Below are 15,723 nucleotides of genomic sequence, written 5' to 3' on the forward strand. Positions count from 1 at the left end.
CGGGCGCCCGGCTGCGCGTGGTTCGCAGTACGGGGCGGTGATCGTCGGATTGGGGTACGGCGGGGTGGGCCGCGTACTCTTGTCGCCCGTGGCACTCACCATCGGAATCGTCGGGCTCCCCAACGCGGGCAAGTCCACGCTCTTCAACGCGCTGACCAAGAACAACGTGCTCGCGGCGAACTACCCGTTCGCGACGATCGAGCCGAACGTGGGCGTGGTTGGCGTACCGGACGCGCGGCTGGACAAGCTCGCCGAGATCTTCGGCTCCGCCAAGATCCTGCCGGCCACGGTGCAGTTCGTGGACATCGCCGGGATCGTGCGCGGCGCCTCCGAGGGCGAAGGGCTGGGCAACAAGTTCCTCAGCCACATCCGCGAGTCCGACGCGATCTGCCAGGTCACCCGGGTGTTCCGCGACGACGACGTCACCCACGTCGACGGCAAGGTCTCGCCGGCCGACGACATCTCCACCATCCAGACCGAGCTGATCCTGGCCGACCTGCAGACCGTCGAGAAGGCGATCCCGCGGCTGGAGAAGGAAGCCCGCCTGAAGAAGGAGGGCGTCGCCGTCCTGGAGGCGGTCCGGGAGGCGCAGAAGCACCTCGAGGCCGGTACGCCGATCATCGCCACGAACGTGGACCGCGCGGCGATCCGCGAACTGATGCTGATGACCGCCAAGCCGTACCTCTTCGTCTTCAACTGCGACGCCGACGAGCTGGCCGACGAAGACCTGAAGTCCCGGATGCGGGAGCTGGTGGCCCCGGCCGAGGCGATCTTCCTGGACGCCAAGTTCGAGGCCGAACTGGTCGAACTCGGCGACGAGGACGAGGCCCGCGAGATGCTCACCGAGATGGGCGTCGAGGAGCCCGGCCTGGACACGCTGGCTCGCGTCGGCTTCGAAACCCTGGGCCTGCAGACGTACCTCACGGCCGGCCCCAAGGAATCCCGCGCCTGGACCATCAAGAAGGGCGCCACCGCCCCCGAAGCCGCCGGCGTCATCCACACCGACTTCCAGCGCGGCTTCATCAAAGCCGAAATAGTCTCCTTCGAAGACCTGATCACCGCCGGCTCCATGGCCGCCGCCAAATCCGCCGGCAAAGTCCGCATAGAAGGCAAGGACTACATCATGGCCGACGGCGACGTCGTGGAATTCCGCTTCAACGTCTGACGGTTTTGATCCGTTTTCGGTTTGAGCTTCGGCCGTTGGCGGAGGTTGCGCCTTGGGGTAGGGAAAGGGCGAACCTGCACTGGTTCGGGCTGACTGAGGGCTGGTACTGGATCGAGCTCGGTGACGTCTGCTTGCTCAAGTTTGCTGCTGACTATGAGATCCCGTACGTCGACTACTACGTCGTCCGGTTGTGGGAAGACCTGCTCCAGTTGCTCCCTGCAGCGCTCGAACAGGTTCCGGCCGATCTGGTCGGCTTCGTCGAGTCCGATGGTCGCGGCTGGAACGACGCCGAGTCCGAAGCTGTCGACGCCGCCATGGACTGGTGGTCGTCCCGGGACGTGTACTTCGGGTACCTCCGCGAGCCGCCGAGCCTGCGCTGCTGGCGAACCGGCGACCAGATCACGGTCGACTGGAACGCCCCGGCCAACTTTGCCGAACCCCGAGCTCTTCGAACGACGATGTCGGTCACAGACTTCGTTGCCGCGATCGAGGAGTTCGATCGGGAGTTGCTGGCGGCGATGGCCGACCGGATCGCAGAGGCCGAAGCCATTCCACCCGTCGGCGTTGAACTAGACCTCGATCGCCTACGCCAGGAGCACCAGGATCGCTCGGTCTGGCTGAAGCGGGCCCGCGCCTACCAACGCAGTACAGACTGGCCGGCCGTAAGAACAGGCGACGGCCAGCTGATGAGCCGCTGACCTACCACGGTCGGATCTCCGCCGGACGAGTTCATGATGGCGGCCGCGTCGAGGTAGATCATCCGCGGTCGCGGGCGATCTTGGTGGCGATGTTGATGTCGTCTGGGTCGCCGAGTGGGATTCGTAGTACGGCGCGGCGCATTGCCGTGGCTCGTTCCTTGCGCAGGGCTGCTTCGAGTATGGCTTGGCGGACGGCCGTGGGGCGTGGGGTGCCGTCTCGGGTCAGGACGGTCAGGGCGTGCTCCGTCTCCGGATCGCTCCGGACCCTAATTCTGTCGGCCATGCGGTGAATGTAGGGGGTTATGTCCTCCGCACCAAGTTCGGCTTCGGGGACTCACCTGAGTCCGATCATTTGGCTGTGCTGTTGGTGGAAAGTGGGTTGGTGGGGGAGGGCGTGGGGTTTTAGGTTCGGGGGATGGTTGATGCGTTGTTTGGGGTGCCGCGGTTGGTGGGGGTTTATGACTGGTTGGAGGGTGGGCGGGGGGATCTTGCTGCTTATGTGGAGATCGTGAGGGAGTTCGGGGCGCGGTCCGTGCTGGATGTGGGGTGTGGGACGGGGGCATTGGCGACGCTGTTGGCAGGGCTTGGGGTTGAGGTGGTGGGGGTGGATCCGGCGGAGGCTTCGTTGGAGGTGGCGCGGGGGAAGGCTGGGGCCGAGAAGGTTCGGTGGGTGCATGGGGATGCGACCGGGCTGCCGGAGTTGCAGGTGGATCTGGCGGTGATGACGGGGAATGTGGCGCAGGTGTTTCTGAGCGATGAGGAGTGGGTCGCGACGCTGTACGGCCTACGGGCTGCGTTGGCGCCGGGTGGGCGGTTCGTGTTCGAGACGAGGGATCCGGCGCGTCGGGCGTGGTTGGAGTGGAATCGGGAGGCGACGTACCGGCGGGTTGAGGTGGACGGGGTTGGGGTTGTCGAGAACTGGACCGAGCTGGTTGAGGTGCGGGAGCCGTTCGTGACGTTTCGGTCGGAGTACGTGTTCGAGGCTGATGGGGCGGTGCTGACCTCGGAGTCGACGCTGCGGTTCCGGAGTCGGGCGGAGATCGAGGAGTCCTTGCAGGCAACGGGGTTCGCGGTCACCGACGTACGGGATGCGCCGGATCGGCCGGGCAAGGAATTCGTGTTTGTCGCGGAGTTGGCTTAGCGGTTGCCGCGTGGCGTGGCCAGGGCGGGCCGTCGGGAAGAGAGGCCGGCTCGCGAAGTGCTTCGGTCAGTGCGCAGCCTGGGTAGTCTGCGAAGGCTGAATAGCTGCCGTACCGCGAGTAGCAGGTGACCGTGTTGTATCCGGTTGAAGTAGGCAGGGTTGTTCCGGATGCACCGTTGTGGTGGCGGGAGTACAGGCAGTGCAGGATCGCCAACTGGGTGGGGGAGAAGGCCTGTGCTGCGGTGTTGGCGGCTCCGCGTTGTAGATGGGAGCCAAGAGGGCGGAGGGGTGGTGCGGCCAGGGTGCCGGGGCAGGGAATGGTGCTCACCCGGCACCCTGACCTGTTGAGGGGACGGCCGGGCCTAGCTGGGCGACTGCGCGTTGAGGGCGGGTCGCGGGTAGGTGACGGTGGGCTCGGGGCCGTGGAAGTAACTGTACGGCGGGGGCCAAATGAGCAGCGGCAGGAACGCTGCAGGGTAAGGGGAATTGCGCCGGAGGGTGGGCGAGTGACGGCGGATGGTGAGGGGTGGCGCTCTATGGGGACGCGACGGGTTGGGTGCGGTCGGTGGCTAGTTTCACGGCGAAGGCTGCCAGGGCGGTGCCGGTCACGTAGCGGTGGATGCGGGACCAGAGGGGTTTGCGGGAGAAGAAGGTGGCGACGGAGCCGGCGGTGATGACGAAGACGGCGTTCATGATGACGCCGACGGCCAGCTGGGTGAGGCCGAGGAACAGGCTCTGGGTGCCGATGTGGCCGCGGGACGGGTCGACGAACTGCGGGAGCAGTGAGATGTAGAGGATCGCGATCTTCGGGTTGAGGATGCAGGTCAGCAGACCCATGCCGAAGAGCTTGCGGGGGCGGTCTGGGGTGAGTTCGGACGGGGTGAAGGCGGAACTGCCGCCGGGACGGAGGGCGCCCCAGGCCAGCCAGAGCAGGTACGCGGCGCCGGCGAGTTTCAGGGTGAGGTAGATCTCGGGGACCAGGGCGAAGAGGGTCGCCAGGCCGGCGGTTGCCGCGAGCAAGTAGGTGAAGAAGCCGACGCCTACTCCGGCGAGTGAGGTCAGGCCCGCACGACGGCCTTGGGTGACCGACCGCGAGACCAGGTAGATCATGTTCGGTCCCGGCACGATGACGAGTCCGAGCTCGACCAATGCGATTCCTGCCAGCGCCTCAGTACTGACCAGCACTATCCATCCCCTATCCCTAGACCGAGCCTCGAAACTAACAGTCGGCGAGCGCACCGTCCGGGGATATTTCCTCCAGTGAGATCGCGGGGCGGCGCCGCGGTCGGGCTTGCCGAGGTGGAACCGCACGCGCGGCGGGAGGTCAGGCGGCGGGTGGCTGGGCGCTGAGCAGGGCCCCGCCGTAATTGCCTGGCGGGGTGCCCTTCACAATTGGTTAGCTAGAGTCCGTACGCCTGACGGTTTGTGAAGGAGACGGTATGAGCGACAAGCCCAGCGAGCCGGCGCAGGACGATCTGCAGAAGAAGTTCCGCGAGGCGCTTGCCAAGAAGAACAAGAACCACGAGTCGCACCCGGGCACCGGGCCGCGGCACGAGGGCGTCGGCGAGGCGCACAACGACAAGCAGAAGCGCCAGTTCCGGCGCAAGTCCGGCAGCTGATTCCGCCGCCCATCCATCCACTCCGAGCCCCGGGTCACCGCCCGGGGCTCAACTTTTGCCCTGGCGGGGATCCCGTACGACGTGTGTCCGGTGAGGTCCCGTACTACGTGCGTCCGGTGAGGTCCTCGTACTGCGTGTTTCCGGTGAGGTCTCGGCGCTGCGTGTTTCGGGTGAGTTCCCGTACTGCGGGCGCCGGTGACCGTCCGCGGAGGAGTGGCGCCGGCGCACGCTCCGGTCGCTTGGATGACGGTGTGCGGACTGACAGGTAGTGCACCCGGGACGGTGTACACGGGACGCTTGGGTGCACTAGGTGACGGCTGCTACCTCCTGTCCGTCGGGACGCGGCGGGGCAGAGCGCTGCCCGGATACCTCGTCGGTCAGGCAGGGTGGGGTGCTTCGGTTGTGAGGAGGTCTGTGAGGCGGGCTAGTTGGAGTTCCCAGCCTTGTAGGTGTCCGGTGGCGTCTTCCGCGTTGCTGAGTGCGGTGTGGCTGAGTAGCAGGTGGGTGCCGTCGTCGACCTCGGTCAGCTCGACGCGGACCTCTGAAGAGTCGTCGCTGCCGTCCCATTTCCAGGTGAAGGCGAGCAGGTGCGGCGGATCGACCTCAAGGTAGTTGCCTCGAACAACATACGGTCCCATCGTCACGACGTACGCGCCGCCGATTCGCACATCGGCCTCGACCCGGAGCTCGTGAGCCGGGTTCGGGCAGTACCACCGCGACATCAGCTCCGGTCGCGACCAAGCGTCGTACACGCGCCCGATCGTTGCCGGAAGCACCCTCTCGATCCGGACATCAGTGCTCATCGTCGCTCCCTCGCAACAGGTCTTCCAGTCGGTCGATCGTCGTGTTCCAGTACGCCGTGAGGTCGCCGAGCCAACTCTGTACTTCGGAGAATGCTTCGGGGCGCAACGTGCAGACCACCGTGCGCCCGACCTTCCTGCGGGTGACGAGGCCGGCATCCACCAGCACCCCGACATGCTTCGTCATCGCCGGCAGACTCACCCGATGCGGCGCCGCGAGTTCCCCCATCGTCGCCTCCCCCCGACTCAACCGCGTCACCACCGCCAGCCGGGTCCCATCCCCGAGCGCCGCAAACGTCGTCTCCAACACGAGAAACACTTCACCATCTGGTGAAGTATCCTGTCAACCCTCGTTCTCCGTCGATGACGCGATCCTCCACCTAGATGCCGAACTCGCCCCAGAGCGCGTTGCCAGCTCGGCCGCCTCGGCGACGAGGACCAACAGCCGCACCTGCTCGGCCGCCTCCACCCGGGAGTGTCCTGACCGCCGCCCCGCCCCGATTCCCCTTACCTGGAAAGAAATTTGCACAGATAGCGATTGTTTCTTTCCCACCCAACGAGACCGCCGGACCGCCGGACAGGACATACCCCACCCGAGCCGCCCCAGCTCCGCCCACCTGAGCGCGAAGCCGCCCTTGCAGCATCTATACCTCCTGTCGGTCGGCACGCCCCTCCACCTCCGCGGGGTTCGCTCCGTCTCCGTGGGGTTAGCTCCTCTTGTGGTGGTTGCCCCCCTTCCATAGCAGGGGGCTAACCCCAATGCCGGGAGCGAGGCCACCTCTTCGAGGAGGGTCGGGGGCGTCCGGAGTCGTAGGAGGGGCCTGTATCGGGGAACCGGAGCGCGATCGGGACCGGAGCGGCGTCAGGTCGCAGCGGGTTCACGGGCGAGGTGAGGTGGGGCGGGACGGGTGGGGCGAGGTGTTGGGGTGGGGCGAGGTGTTGGGGTGGGGCGAGGTGTTGGGGTGGGGTGAGGTGTTGGGGTGGGCGGGTTGCTGGGGTGGGGATGCTCCTATGGATGTCAAGTGGTTCGTGTTCGGGTGAGGACGTAGTAGATCTCGCGTGCGATGAGGCGTTTGAGGCAGCGGATGATGTCCTTTTTGGAGAGTCCGGTGGCTGTGCGGCGTTCGAGGTAGGTGCGGGTGCGGGGGTCCCAGCGGAGTCGGCAGATGACGATTGTGTAGAGGGCTGAGTTGGCTTGGCGGTCGCCGCCGCGGTTGAGGCGGTGGCGGTGGGTCTGGCCTGATGATGCGGGGATGGGTGCGACGCCGCAGAGCATCGCGAAGGCACCTTCGGAGTGGATGCGTTCGGGGTTTTGCCCGATGGTGACCAGGAGTTGGCCGGCGACGTCGGGGCCGACGCCGTTGAGGGTGAGCAGTTCGGGGTTGATGGTGTTGATCAGTTCGGTGATGAGTTGATCGAGCTCGGTGATCTCTTGCTGGGCTGCGAGGTGGCGGCGGGCCAGGGATCGTAGTGCGGTTTTGACGGCTTGTTGCGGGGTCGCGATCTGGGTGAGATCGGGCCGCAGGTTGTGGCAGGTGTGGATCAGGCGGGCGCTGGTGAGGCCGCGTAGTTGCTGGCGCAGGCCGTGTGGTGCGGTGACGATCAGGGCTTTGATTCTGCGCATGCAGTCAGCGCGCTGGCTGACGGCGCTGTTGCGGGCGATGCGCAGGTTGCGCAGTGCCTCGACCTGTCCGTCACGGGTTTTGGGAATTCCGGTGCGTACTTTGCCCAAGGCTGCGCGGGCTGCGGCCTCGGCGTCGATCGGGTCGGACTTGCCTGCGGACCGACGGGTTTTGCGGCTGGGCCGGTCGATCTCGACCACGGTGATGCCTTGGCTGGTGAGGTAGCTGGTCAGGCCTGAACCGTAGGCGCCGGTGCCTTCGACACCGATCAGCACGACCGGCCCGAACGAACCCAGCCAGGCCAGTAAGGCGGTATAGCCGGTGCTGGTGGTGGGGAAGGTCTGGTGACCGAGCATCCGGCCGGCCTGGTCGATCGCCGCGGCGGTGTGGGTGTCGCGATGGGTGTCGACACCGCCGGTGATCTAGACCTCGGGCACGGCCTGGGACACGCTATTTCGTTGTGCGATGGTAGACATCGCCGTCCTTCCACTCGACACGGTCAGGGCGGCACGCACCAGCCGAGCGACGGACAAACAGTGATGGGTGCCTGCTGGCACAGGCTCCTATGAAGTCACGAGTACTCGCCGGTGAGTGCAAGCGAGCCCCGCAGCAGGTCGACCGACAGATCCCGTTCAAGACCCGAAGTCAGTTAGGGGCCGAGTCAGGACGACCGCTGCGGGGCCCTCACCCACATCCTCACTGTTAGTGGCTTGCTAGTTCTGGGATTCGGGGGTGTTGGGTGGGGGTGGAGGAGGGCTGGAGGGAGTCGCCTTCGATGTCTACGTTGGGGAGGAGGCGGTTGAGCCAGCGGGGGAGCCACCAGGCGGATCTGCCGAGGAGGGCCATCACGGCGGGGACGATGGTCATCCGGACGATGAAGGCGTCGACGAAGACGGCGAAGGCGAGGCCGAAGCCGATCTCGCGGACCAGGGTTTCGCTGGAGAGGATGAAGCCGGAGAAGACGGCGATCATGATGATCGCGGCGGCGGTGACGACCCGGGAGCCGTGGCTGAAACCCTCGACAACGGCGCGGACCGGGGTGGCACCGTGGACGTGTTGCTCACGCATCCTGGTGACCAGGAAGACCTGGTAGTCCATCGCGAGCCCGAAGACGACGCCGACCAGGAAGACCGGCAGCATGCTGATCACCGGGCCGGTCTGGCCGGTGATGCCGAACAGGTCGGCCAACCAGCCCCACTGGAAGACCGCGACCACCGCACCGAAGGTGGACGCCACCGTGAGCAGGAAGCCCAAGGTCGCCTTCAGCGGCACCAGGACGGACCGGAAGACCACCATCAGCAGCAGGAACGCGAGCCCGATCACCAACGCCAGATAGGGAATCAGCGCCGACCCGAGCTTGGCGGACATGTCGATGTTGAACGCGGTCGCGCCGGTCACCGAGACCTGCGCGCCGCCGCCGGGCGGTACGTCGCGGATCGCTGCGACCAGATGCTTCGTCTCCGTGGTACTCGGTCCGCTGGCCGGGATGACCCGCAGGATCGCGGTGTCGCCGGCCTGGTTGAACACCGCCGGCGTGACCGCGGTGACGTCGGGGAGTCCCTTGGTGGCGGTCTCGATCCGTGCTGCAGCTGCCTTCGGGTCAGAAGCATGAGCGCCGTCGACGACGACCATCAGCGGCCCGTTGAAACCGGGACCGAAACCCTCGGCGAGCGTGTCGTAGGCCTTGCGCTGGGTCGAGGACGGCGCTGCCGAGCTGTCGTCGGGCAGCCCGAGCTGCAGGTCGAGAGCCGGTACGGCGATGATGCCGAGCCCGAGCACCGCGATCAGCAGGACCGGGATCGGGCGACGGGTGACGAAGCTGCCCCAGCGCCGGCCGATGGTCGGCTTGTCCGCGGCCTCCGGGTCGGGCGTCTTCAGGAACGGGATCTTGCCGCCGAGCACGCGTCGACCGGCTACTCCCAACAGAGCAGGCAACAAAGTCACCGCGATGGCTACGGCGATGACGACGGTGAAGGCCGCGGCCAGCCCCATCTGGGTCAGGAACGGGATCCCGACGACGGACAGCCCGGCCAGCGCGATCACGACGGTCAGGCCGGCGAAGACGACCGCGGAGCCCGCCGTACCGACGGCGTGCCCGACGGCGTCCTCGGGCTCCTTGCCGGTCGCGATCTCGTGCCGGTATCGCGACATGATGAACAAGGCGTAGTCGATGCTGACCGCGAGGCCGATCATGAACGCCAGGATCGGTGTCCCCGAGCCGATGTCGATGAAGCCGCTCGCGGTGGTGATCCCGGCCGCGCCGATGCCGACCCCGATGATTGCCGCGAGCAACGGAAGGCCGGCGGCGACGAGCGAGCCGAAGGTGATCATCAAGACGACCGCCGCGACGCCGAGGCCGATCACCTCGGTCAGGCTCTGTGCCTGTTCGGCCTGCATCGCGTCGCCGCCGTACTCGACGCTGAGACCCGCCGCGCGGGCCGGTTCGGTCGCGGTCTCGACGGCGGCTCTGTCCTGCTCGGTCAGCGCGTCGGCGGTCACCTTGTAGGTGACCTCGGCGAAGCCGGTCCGGCCGTCCGGCGCGATCGTGCCGGCCTTGAACGGGTCCGCAACCTGCTGCACCTGCGGACCGGTGCCGAGCTTGCCGACCACTTGCTCCACGACCGCCTTGGTTGCCGGATCGCTGAGCTTCTGCCCGGCCGGTGCCTGCAGGACGACCCGTGCGGTGGCTCCGTCGGCCGACACCTGCGGGAACCGCTCCTGCAGCAGATCGACCGCCCGCTGCGACTCCGTACCGGGGATCGAGAAGCCGGTCGCGGTCGGGCCCGACAAGGTGGCCGCGCCGACCCCGGCGATGCCGAGCAACGCGACCCAGAGCGCGATGACGAGTCCGCGGCGGCGGAATGCGAACCGGCCGAGCCGGTAGAGGATGGTAGCCATACCCACGATGGTTGCCGCGGGCCCTTGTAACTCGCGTCTGCCGCTGGTCGGCTCCTCGGTCTACCGCAGCCGCGGTATGCCGACGACAACCGCGGTATGCGACCCGGCTACGAAGAGTCGCCGACCCGGACCAGCCCGCTCTGGTAGGCGATCACGACCAACTGCGCGCGATCGCGGGCGCCGAGCTTCATCATCGCCCGGTTGACGTGCGTCTTCGCCGTCATCGGCGCGACCACGAGCCGTTCGGCGATCTCGTCGTTGGACAGCCCGGTCGCGACCAGCCCGACCACCTCCCGCTCGCGCTCGGTCAGCGCGGCCAGTACTGCGGGCGCAGCAGCCTGATCCAGTTCGGGCTGTGCCAGGAACCGGTCGATCAGCCCCTTCACCGCCTTCGGCGACAGCAGCGCGTCGCCGCTCGCCACGGTCCGGATCGCGTCGATCAGCTCGGCCGGCTCGACGCTCTTGCCGAGGAAGCCGCTCGCCCCCGCCCGCAAGGCCTCGAACACGTACTCATCGATCTCGAACGTGGTCAGGATCAGCACCCGCACGCCGGCCAGCCCGTCGTCGGCCATGATCTCGCGGGTCGCGGCCAGCCCGTCGAGCTCGGGCATCCGGATGTCCATCAGGATCACGTCCGCCCGGCAGCTCCGGGCCAGCTCGACGGCCTCCCGCCCGTTCGCCGCCTCGCCGACCACCTCGAGGTCAGGGGCCGAGTCGACAAGAACCCGGAATCCTCTGCGGATCAGCGTCTGGTCGTCCGCCAGCAGCACCCGGATCGTCAACGACAGCTCCTTCCCTGAGCGGCAGGACCGCATGGACGCGGAACCCGCCTTCCGGCGTCGGCCCGGCGGTGACCCTGCCACCGACAGTAGCCACTCGTTCCCGCATCCCGATCAACCCGTGCCCGCTGCCCACCGGAACGGTCGGTCCCGGTGAGCCGGCGGTGTTCGTGACGTCGAGATCCAGTACGGCGTGGCTCCTGCTGATCCGGACCGTCACCTTGGCATCGGTCGTGTGTTTGACCACGTTGGTCAGAGACTCCTGCAACACCCGGTACGCCGTGAGGCCGACCAGGTCGGGCAGCTCCTCCGAAGGCTCCTCGGGCTGTTGCCACTCCACCTGCAACCCCGCCGCGGCGAACGAGTCGATCAGCGACCCCACCTGGTCGAGCGACGGTGACGGCATGGTCGGCGTACTGCTGTCGCCTGTCTTCCTCAGCACGCCGAGCAGCACGGTCAGCTCCTGCAGCACCGTGCGACCGCCCTCGCGGACCAGGGCCAGTGCGCGCTCCGACTCCTCGGGTTGTTCGCGCAGCATGTGCGCCGCGACGCCGGCCTGGACGTTCATCAGCGCGATGTGGTGGGCGATCACGTCGTGCAGTTCGTGCGCGATCCGGATCCGCTCCTCCATCACCCGCCGCTCGGCCTCTTCCTCGCGGGTCTGCTCGGCCCGCCGGACCCGCTCCTGGATCTCGGCCAGGTAGGCGCGCCGGTTGCGGACCGCCTCGCCGGCCGCGACCGAGAGGCCGATCAGCACCAGGATGCCGACGTTCTCCCAGACGGCGCCGTCGGCCGCGATCGTCGTACAGACGATGCAGGCGGCCGTCGCCGCGGCGAGTGGCACGGCCCGCTGCCGGCCATGGGGGAAGCTCAGCACGATCGTGTAGACCGCGACGGCCAGTGTGACGCCGATCGGACCCTTCGGCGCGACGGCCAGGATGTAGACGCAGTAGGACGTCGTGGTCAGCGCGAGGGTGGTCAGCGGCCAGTCCCGCCGCAACGCCAGCGACAGGCAGGCGATCAGGGCGAGCACCACCACCAGAGGGGTCCGCTCGACCGGCGGTCCGCCTTTGTCCCCCGGATGGATGAGGACCGCGGCCAGCAGCGACCCGATCAGGACCGCGTCGGTCACTCGTGGATGCCGGGCGATCCACGAGGGCTCATGCGGAGACGCCAGCACTGCCATCGCACCACCGTACGACGTGCGCCGGGTGCGGCACGTCGTCTATCGGTTGTAAACCACAACTACTACAACCGCGGTACGCCGTGCCGCAGTACGGACTCAGCTCTTGCGGAAGGCGAGCCGCGTGCTCATATCGCCCCACCAGAAGACGCCGAAGCTGTCGTCGGGTTGCCCGGCCGAGTCCAGCACCGCGACGGACAGGAAGCAGTCGCCGAGGTAGAAGCCTTCGGCGCAGTCCGAGCCGTCGACGAGGATCCCCTTCGCCAGGTACCACGCGGAGTACGTCCCGTCGCTGTGGACGCGGGTGGTGACGACCTTGCCCGGCGCATAGCAGCTGGTCTCCTGGATGATGTCGAAGCAGGCGCGTTCGACGATCTGGACCTGACGGCCTTCGGCGCCGTACGCGGTGCCGCGGACCCTGACCCACTGCGAGGCCGCGAGGTCTGTGTCCGGCGTCGCGGTGATGGTGGCCGGCGATCCCGTGAACCTCAGTGCCACGGACTCCAGGGTCAACCGCTGACCGGCGCTGTCGTACCCGACCGCGAAGAGGTGACAGATGTCCGCGCGGCAATAGGTCGGCCTCGGCTGGCCGACATCACGTTCCCACCAGACCGGGTCGCCCAAGGTGACCACGGTGGAGATCCGGCCGGTCGTCCCGGCGGTGACAGTCTGAGTGTCGAGGCAGACGCGATCCGGGGAGTCGGCGAAGTAGTCGCATTGGATCACCTGAACCTCCGACCCGGACGCGAAACCGCGGGCAGTCACCCGCACCTGGTCGCCGCCCGCGAGGCCGGTCGTCCGGCTCACCTGGATGGACGGTGCCGGCGCCGTGGCGATCGCCGGCGCCGACACCAGACCCAAGAGCAAGGTCGCTCCGGTGACGGCAGCAAGAATTCTCATCTGTGGTCCCCCCACATTGTCGATCGAGACGCCCCTGGCCCCGCGTCCTTCCTACCTGCGATTCAGTCGCGACGCCAGGGCGAGGCCCCGAACAACAGGAGGCCGGACACCGATCAAACGATCGATGCCTGGACTGTGAGGGCGCGGAGGGATTCGTAGCGCGGGCGGAGGGCGGCGACGCGGGCCACGTCCGTGGGTACGGGCTGCAGGGATTCGCCGCCGGGGGACGGGGAGATGCCCAGGGCTACGGCGGCGGCGCCGCGGGCGCCTACTTCGGCTTCGGCGCAGACGTCGGTCGGGCGGGCGAAGGTGGCGGTGAGGCAGTTACGCCACCAGGCGGAGGCGTCGATCCCGCCGCCACCGAGCACCACCTGCAACTCGCGGCCGAACAACGAGTCCAGCATCCGCAGTCCGCGGTCGATCTCCAGCGAGGCGCCTTGCAGGGAAGCGGCGAGCAGGTCGGCAGCGGTGTCGTCGAACGACAGCCCGAAGTACGCGCCGGAACCGCCCGGCACGGTCTCCGGTGGCCTGGTCCCGGCCTGGAACGGGATCCCGATCACGCGAGAAGAACCGATCTCGATCCCGAGCGGCTCCTGATCAGCCAGTTGCAGTACGCCGGTCAGCCACGCATGCAGGTTTCCCGCGGCGGAGAAGGCCATCCCGGTCACCGCGCGCTTGTCGTCGACGCGATACCGCCACAACTCCCACGGCAGTTCTGGTGCGCCTTCGATCGGATGAACGACCCGCACCGCGGCCGACGTACCGACTGTCACGGCTGCGGTCGTTTCGTCGAAGCCACCGGTTCCCACGTTCGATGCGGCACCGTCGCCGGTCGGTGGATGAATCGGTACGCCGGCCAGCGCGGGCCAGCGTCGCGCGAAGGCCGAGGACAGTACGCCGGTCCAGCCGGTCGGCACGATCTCGGGCAGCTGCCACGCAGAAACCCCTGCAATAGCAAGCGCTTCGGCGTCATAAGCACCGGATGCCAGGTCCAAAGTGCCTGTGCCAGAGGCGACCGAGACGGACGTGACCCGCGACGAGGTCAGCCGCTCGAGCACCAGGTCAGGTAGGCCGGCGTACGAAGCAGCAGAGACGACTGATTGCAGCCAGCGGATGCGGCGTGGCCAGTAGAGTCGGTGCAACCAGGCGCCTGTGCGGGCATGGAAAGCCCGCTCGTCAAAGGCAGAGTCCACTGCAGCAGGCACAGAACGCGTGTCCACCCAGGGGATCACCGGCGTCAACGCCTCGCCAGTAGCAGACAGCGCGACGATCGAGTGCCACTGGGACGACAGCACGATGTCGCTGATGTCCGTGAGATGCCCGTTCTGCTGCAGTTCGTCGAGGCAGCCCAGGAGCCCCTCGACGTAGTCATGCAGATCCAGGGTCGCCGAACCGCCGACGCCGTACGTCGGAGTGATCTTGTGCCGGGCCAGCGCGCCGGGCACCGGCGATAGATCAGGCGAAAGCACCAGAGCTCGTGCCGATGAGGTGCCCAGATCCAGCGCGAGGACCCGGGAGTCAGTCCTCGGCATGCAACGCCTTGAGGAACGAGGCGGCCCAGACGTTCACGTCATGCGCGGCCAGGTGCTTGCGCATCGCCTTCATCCGGCGGCCGAGTTGCCGGTCGTCGGTGTTCATCGCGTCGACGATGGTGTCCTTCATCCCGTTGATGTCGTGCGGGTTCACCAGGAAGGCCTGCCGGAACTCGTCGGCCGCACCCGCGAACTCGCTCAGCACGAGCGCGCCGGTGTCGTCGTACCGGCAGGCGACGTACTCCTTGGCGACCAGGTTCATCCCGTCGCGCAGCGGCGTCACCACGGCCACGTCGGCGGCCCGGAACAGCGCGGCCATCTCGGTCCGCGAGTACGAGGTGTGCAGGTAGTTGATGGCCGGCGTACCGATCCGGCCGTGTTCGCCGTTGATCCGGCCGACCAGCAGTTCGATCTCGTCGCGGAGTACGCGGTACTGCTCGACGCGTTCGCGGGAAGGGGTGGCGACCTGGATGAAGACGGCGTCGTCGACCGAGACGCGTCCCTCGTCCAGGAGCTCACCGAAAGCCCGCAGCCGCTGCCGGATGCCCTTGGTGTAGTCGAGCCGGTCGACGCCGAGCAGGATGTGCGCCGGGTTGCCGACCTCCTTGCGCATCTCCAGCGCCCGCGCCTCGGTCTCCGGCTGCCGGGCGAGCTGCTCGAGCTCGCCGACGTCGATCGAGATCGGGAACGCCTTGGCCCGGACGATCCGGTCGTCGGGCAGGTGGATCCGGTCGCCGCGGGTCCGCAGGCCCATCCGGTTGCGGGCCAGCCGGGCGAAGTTCGACGCGGCACCGGGCCGCTGGAAGCCGACCAGGTCGGCGCCCATCAGGCCGTCCAGGATCTGCCGCCGCCAGGGCATCTGCGCGAACAGCTCGGTGGGCGGGAACGGGATGTGCAGGAAAAAGCCGATCCGTACGTCGGGGCGCAGGCGGCGCAGCATCGCCGGGACGAGCTGGAGCTGGTAGTCGTGCACCCAGACCACCGCGTTGTCGTCAGCAGCCTCCGCGGCCGCCTCTGCGAAGCGACGGTTCACCGCGACGTACGACTCCCACCACTCCCGGTGGAACTCCGGCGGCACGATCACGTCGTGGTAGAGCGGCCAGAGCGTCGCGTTCGAGAAACCTTCGTAGTACAGCTGGATGTCCTCGGCCGACAGCGTCACCGGGACCAGGTGCATCCCGCCCTCGTCGAACGGGTCCACCTTCTCGTCCGCGCCACCCGTCCACCCGATCCAGGCACCGTGGTGGCGCTGCATCACCGGCGCAAGAGCGGTCACCAGCCCGCCTGGACTGCGCCGCCATGCTGTGGTGCCGTCGGGCATCTCGATCCGGTCGACAGGCAGCCGGTTGGCCACCACTACGAAGGAACTGCGTCCGTTCGGCATCT

At 67.6% G+C, this 15,723-nt stretch carries 15 protein-coding genes; 4 read left to right on the top strand and 11 right to left on the bottom strand.

The features are described 5' to 3' along the window. Positions 1 to 88 precede the first annotated feature (88 nt). Positions 89 to 1,165 (top strand): redox-regulated ATPase YchF, encoded by a 1,077-nt coding sequence (gene ychF / locus ABZ004_RS29365; protein WP_355684309.1) that lies wholly within the window; start codon positions 89 to 91, stop codon positions 1,163 to 1,165. Between the two features lie 5 nt (positions 1,166 to 1,170). Then, a complete protein-coding gene (locus tag ABZ004_RS29370) occupies positions 1,171 to 1,863 on the top strand; it encodes a DUF5984 family protein (RefSeq protein ID WP_355684310.1) in 693 nt (230 codons plus the stop codon). Between the two features lie 58 nt (positions 1,864 to 1,921). On the opposite strand, the gene ABZ004_RS29375 is transcribed toward ABZ004_RS29370, so the two are convergent. Continuing rightward, complete coding sequence (locus tag ABZ004_RS29375) at positions 1,922 to 2,146, bottom strand: hypothetical protein (protein ID WP_355684311.1); 225 nt, start codon at positions 2,144 to 2,146, stop codon at positions 1,922 to 1,924. Between the two features lie 132 nt (positions 2,147 to 2,278). On the opposite strand from ABZ004_RS29375, the gene ABZ004_RS29380 reads away from it, so the two are divergent. Then, entirely contained in the window at positions 2,279 to 3,004 is a 726-nt protein-coding gene (locus ABZ004_RS29380) for a class I SAM-dependent methyltransferase (RefSeq protein WP_355684312.1), read from the top strand. Between the two features lie 534 nt (positions 3,005 to 3,538). Here the strand turns inward: ABZ004_RS29380 and ABZ004_RS29385 are convergent. After that, positions 3,539 to 4,189, bottom strand: a complete 651-nt coding sequence (locus ABZ004_RS29385) for a LysE family translocator (protein ID WP_355684313.1) — start codon at positions 4,187 to 4,189, stop codon at positions 3,539 to 3,541. Between the two features lie 254 nt (positions 4,190 to 4,443). Between ABZ004_RS29385 and ABZ004_RS29390 the strand changes: the two genes are divergently transcribed. Continuing rightward, positions 4,444 to 4,623 (top strand): DUF5302 domain-containing protein, encoded by a 180-nt coding sequence (locus tag ABZ004_RS29390; protein WP_355684314.1) that lies wholly within the window; start codon positions 4,444 to 4,446, stop codon positions 4,621 to 4,623. A 377-nt stretch (positions 4,624 to 5,000) separates the two neighbouring features. On the opposite strand, the gene ABZ004_RS29395 is transcribed toward ABZ004_RS29390, so the two are convergent. The 9 genes from ABZ004_RS29395 to ABZ004_RS29435 form a co-directional block, all read right to left on the bottom strand. Next, positions 5,001 to 5,426, bottom strand: a complete 426-nt coding sequence (locus ABZ004_RS29395) for an SRPBCC domain-containing protein (RefSeq protein ID WP_355684315.1) — start codon at positions 5,424 to 5,426, stop codon at positions 5,001 to 5,003. Continuing rightward, on the bottom strand, positions 5,416 to 5,742 hold the full coding sequence (locus tag ABZ004_RS29400; RefSeq protein WP_355684316.1) for a metalloregulator ArsR/SmtB family transcription factor: 327 nt from the start codon (positions 5,740 to 5,742) through the stop codon (positions 5,416 to 5,418). The genes ABZ004_RS29395 and ABZ004_RS29400 overlap by 11 nt, the downstream gene beginning before the upstream one ends. A 699-nt stretch (positions 5,743 to 6,441) precedes the next feature. Further along, positions 6,442 to 7,467: an IS110 family transposase gene (locus tag ABZ004_RS29405; RefSeq protein ID WP_355684345.1), complete on the bottom strand. Its 1,026-nt coding sequence runs from the start codon at positions 7,465 to 7,467 to the stop codon at positions 6,442 to 6,444. Between the two features lie 280 nt (positions 7,468 to 7,747). Further along, on the bottom strand, positions 7,748 to 9,943 hold the full coding sequence (locus tag ABZ004_RS29410) for an MMPL family transporter (RefSeq protein WP_355684317.1): 2,196 nt from the start codon (positions 9,941 to 9,943) through the stop codon (positions 7,748 to 7,750). 107 nt (positions 9,944 to 10,050) lie between these two features. Continuing rightward, positions 10,051 to 10,725, bottom strand: coding sequence for a response regulator transcription factor (locus ABZ004_RS29415; protein ID WP_355684318.1), 675 nt, complete (start codon positions 10,723 to 10,725; stop codon positions 10,051 to 10,053). Next, the gene (locus ABZ004_RS29420) at positions 10,646 to 11,908 is read right to left on the bottom strand and encodes a histidine kinase (RefSeq protein ID WP_355684319.1); all 1,263 of its coding nucleotides are present in this window, start codon (positions 11,906 to 11,908) and stop codon (positions 10,646 to 10,648) included. The genes ABZ004_RS29415 and ABZ004_RS29420 overlap by 80 nt, the downstream gene beginning before the upstream one ends. Positions 11,909 to 12,004: 96 nt before the next feature. Next, the gene (locus tag ABZ004_RS29425) at positions 12,005 to 12,805 is read right to left on the bottom strand and encodes a neocarzinostatin apoprotein domain-containing protein (protein WP_355684320.1); all 801 of its coding nucleotides are present in this window, start codon (positions 12,803 to 12,805) and stop codon (positions 12,005 to 12,007) included. Between the two features lie 113 nt (positions 12,806 to 12,918). After that, positions 12,919 to 14,337, bottom strand: a complete 1,419-nt coding sequence (locus ABZ004_RS29430; protein WP_355684321.1) for an FGGY family carbohydrate kinase — start codon at positions 14,335 to 14,337, stop codon at positions 12,919 to 12,921. Beyond that, positions 14,324 to 15,721 carry a trehalose-6-phosphate synthase gene (locus tag ABZ004_RS29435; protein WP_355684322.1) on the bottom strand — a complete coding sequence of 466 codons (1,398 nt, stop codon included), beginning with the start codon at positions 15,719 to 15,721 and terminating at the stop codon, positions 14,324 to 14,326. The genes ABZ004_RS29430 and ABZ004_RS29435 overlap by 14 nt, the downstream gene beginning before the upstream one ends. Between the last annotated feature and the right edge of the window lie 2 nt (positions 15,722 to 15,723).

Source organism: Kribbella sp. NPDC006257 (assembly GCF_040613535.1).
Taxonomy (GTDB): Bacteria; Actinomycetota; Actinomycetes; order Propionibacteriales; family Kribbellaceae; genus Kribbella.